The organism is Lentzea alba, from assembly GCF_047445655.1.
Classification (GTDB): domain Bacteria; phylum Actinomycetota; class Actinomycetes; order Mycobacteriales; family Pseudonocardiaceae; genus Lentzea; species Lentzea alba_A.
Window position 1 is genome coordinate 1 of the sequence record NZ_JAJAEG010000087.1, and the last position, 2,671, is coordinate 2,671.

Annotated in this window: 5 protein-coding genes; 3 read left to right on the forward strand and 2 right to left on the reverse strand. The window is 66.2% G+C overall.

Annotated elements, in window-relative coordinates; translation table 11 throughout:
- Positions 1-40: 40 nt before the first annotated feature.
- Positions 41-241 carry a hypothetical protein gene (locus LFM09_RS49935; protein ID WP_414103705.1) on the reverse strand — a complete coding sequence of 67 codons (201 nt, stop codon included), beginning with the start codon at positions 239-241 and terminating at the stop codon, positions 41-43.
- Between the two features lie 100 nt (positions 242-341).
- On the opposite strand from LFM09_RS49935, the gene LFM09_RS49940 reads away from it, so the two are divergent.
- From LFM09_RS49940 to LFM09_RS49950, 3 genes are all read left to right on the forward strand, one after another.
- On the forward strand, positions 342-878 hold the full coding sequence (locus tag LFM09_RS49940; protein WP_414103706.1) for a TetR/AcrR family transcriptional regulator: 537 nt from the start codon (positions 342-344) through the stop codon (positions 876-878).
- Between the two features lie 50 nt (positions 879-928).
- A complete protein-coding gene (locus LFM09_RS49945) occupies positions 929-1,132 on the forward strand; it encodes a hypothetical protein (protein WP_414103707.1) in 204 nt (67 codons plus the stop codon).
- Between the two features lie 691 nt (positions 1,133-1,823).
- Positions 1,824-2,060, forward strand: a complete 237-nt coding sequence (locus LFM09_RS49950; RefSeq protein WP_414103708.1) for an integrase core domain-containing protein — start codon at positions 1,824-1,826, stop codon at positions 2,058-2,060.
- On the opposite strand, the gene LFM09_RS49955 is transcribed toward LFM09_RS49950, so the two are convergent.
- On the reverse strand, positions 2,057-2,671 hold a 615-nt coding region (locus tag LFM09_RS49955), incomplete at its 5' end, for a phytanoyl-CoA dioxygenase family protein (protein ID WP_414103709.1). The two genes, LFM09_RS49950 and LFM09_RS49955, sit on opposite strands and share 4 nt — an antisense overlap.

Here is a 2,671-nt window from a genome sequence, read left to right on the forward strand (position 1 = left end):
CCGCCAGCACCTCACCCGGCAACCAGGCGAAAGATCGAGGCTAGTTCTTGAGCCAGTCCCAACCGAACCGTCGGACCACCAACAGGAGTCCCAGCACGACCATCACCGCGTACGCCGTGATCCTCAACGCATCCGGCATCTCCACGTAGTTCAACACGAACCAGCTCTTCGACCCACCGGCCAGGTTGTTGATCAACCCACCACCACCCTGCACCAGCAGGACCAGCGCGATCAGCTCCACGACTCCCCCATATCCATACGAACGTATTGGTTTGCCTGGCAGAACCATAGCCAGGTTCTGTGGTCAAATCAATGCGAACGTCTCGAAAAGGGGGATGCGAGTGACACGGGGTCTCGGGGCCGCCCACGACGAACGGCGCGGCGCCATCCTGGAAGCGGTGTTCGCCATCGTCGACGCCGAGGGCACCCACCAGGTGAGCATCCGGCGCGTGGCCGAGCGGGCAGGCGTGTCCGTCGGCCGCGTCCAGCACTACTTCCCCAGCAAGGAAGACCTGCTCACGGCCGCGTTCACCGCTATCAACGACCGCGGCACCGCCCGCGTCCAGGCCAGGATCGCCGCCAGTGCGGAGCCCGTCGAAGCCCTGCTGACCGAGCTCATCCCCGCCACCGACGAGGACCGCCGGCTGTTCCGCGTCGCGCAGGCGTTCGAAACGCACGCCCTGACCAACCCGGAGCTGGCGGCCAAGTTGCGCCAGGACTACGACGAACTGCTCGGCCTGCTGACCACGCTGGTCGGCCCCAGCGCCACCGAGCTCCTCGCCCTCGCCCTCGGCCTCGCGAACCTCACCCTCACCGGCAACCTCACCGCCGACGAAGCCCGCGCGACAGTCCGGTCAGGAATCAAGAAGCACGGCTGACCCCGCCGCTCCTAACGTTGTCCGCAACAGACAACGGAAAGGACAGCGAGATGAGCGGCAACAGGAAGATCCGGCAGTTCCACCGCGTGGTCAGCATGATCTTCATGGCGACCGTGGTCTTCACGGCCGTGGCGCTGACCGTGAACAGCTCGATCGTGTGGGTCTCGTACGTGCCGCTGCTCCCCCTGTTCGTCCTCATGGGAACGGGCATCTTCATGTGGTTCCGGCCGCGGCGCCGGGCCAGGACCGCCTAGCCGCAGTGATCACGGACGTTGTTGACGGTGTGCCCGGCACACGGAGGTCTTCGTGCATCACCGCAATGCCCAGCTGACCATGCACGGACGGCGGCTGCTCATGGAGGCGTGCGGCTCGCCGGCCGCCCGATCGCTCACATAGCCGCGGAGATGGGAGCGTCCCGCGCGACCGGCTACAAAGGGTCCGCCGCTACCGGCTCGAAGGTGACGCCGGCCTGGCCGAGCGCTGCAGCCGCCGCACCGCCGCACCGCCGCCACAGTCGAGGCGGAGATCCTCGAACTACGCCGGACCCTGGCGACTCGGGCCCGCCCCCATCGCAGGAGTCCTCGGACTGCACGCCCCGACCCCGAACCGCGTCCTGACCCGGCACCGCGAACCCAGACGCGCGCCTGACTGGACCGCCCACCGGGCAGGTGATCCGCCGATACGGGCAAGCCCTGCCGCGCGAACAGGTCCACGTCGACATCAAGAAACTCGGTCGGCTGCGCGACAGTGGCAGCTGGCGAGTCCACGGGCAAGACAGCGCCCAGCGCAACGCTTCCCGCATCGCACCCCGACGAGACCGCCACCACCTACGCCGACGTCCTCCGCCGCGCGGAGCAATCCCTTGCCGCACAATGCATACCGCACATCGAACGAATCACGGCCTACACGCCAGGCCTACAGCCGCACGCACTCCTTCCAGAAGCGATGGCCAACGTCGGCCCCAGCCACCGCCTCACCGGCCACAGGCCACCGGCAACCGAACGCTTCGACCGCAACCTGGCCGAGGATTGGGCCTACGCCCAGGTCTACACCAGCGGCCAGCAACGCGCCGACGCCTTACCCGAGTTCATGCACCACTACAACCACTACCGAGCCCACACCGCACTCGGCGGCCAACCAGCCATCAGCCGCGTCGACAACGTCTCAGGGCGCCATCCCTAACCGTTCAGTCCCGCCAACGGGTCAAGGTTATCGAGCAGTCGACGCGCTTCAGCACGAACCTCTACCGACGCCGACTGACTCGCGACGATCCTCAATGCCGACAGGGCCGCGGCGTCTTGAGCGCGGCCCCGCGTCAGCGCCTCGGCCTCCCGCCACCGCTCCCAGCGATCGTCGAACGGCACCACATTGAGATCCAGTCGCTCCCAATACCGCGCAAACTCCGAATCCCAGTCTTCGCAGATCTCTTCCCAGGTGTGCGGATATCCGGGCAACGTCAACGCAGACTCGCAGATCGGATCGGTCACCGGCTGGAACCGGACATCCATGGACACCCGATAGCTGTTGCAGGCGTTCACGGACCCACCGTGCACGGTCATCGTGGTGAATACAAGTACGTCGCCCGCGTCCAGGTCACCGATGTCCGGAAGCTCATGTGCAGCGAGCCTGGTCTGCCAGCCAGAGGGGTTGTCAGCCAGTTCCAGCTCACGAACGCCCTCCGTATGCGAACCTCGGTAGAGCGGTAACGCTCCGGTGGTGGCCGCTACTCGATGGAACGGCATCCACACAGGGACTGTAAAAAGAGCGGTGTAACTCCCGATCATGGAAGTGCA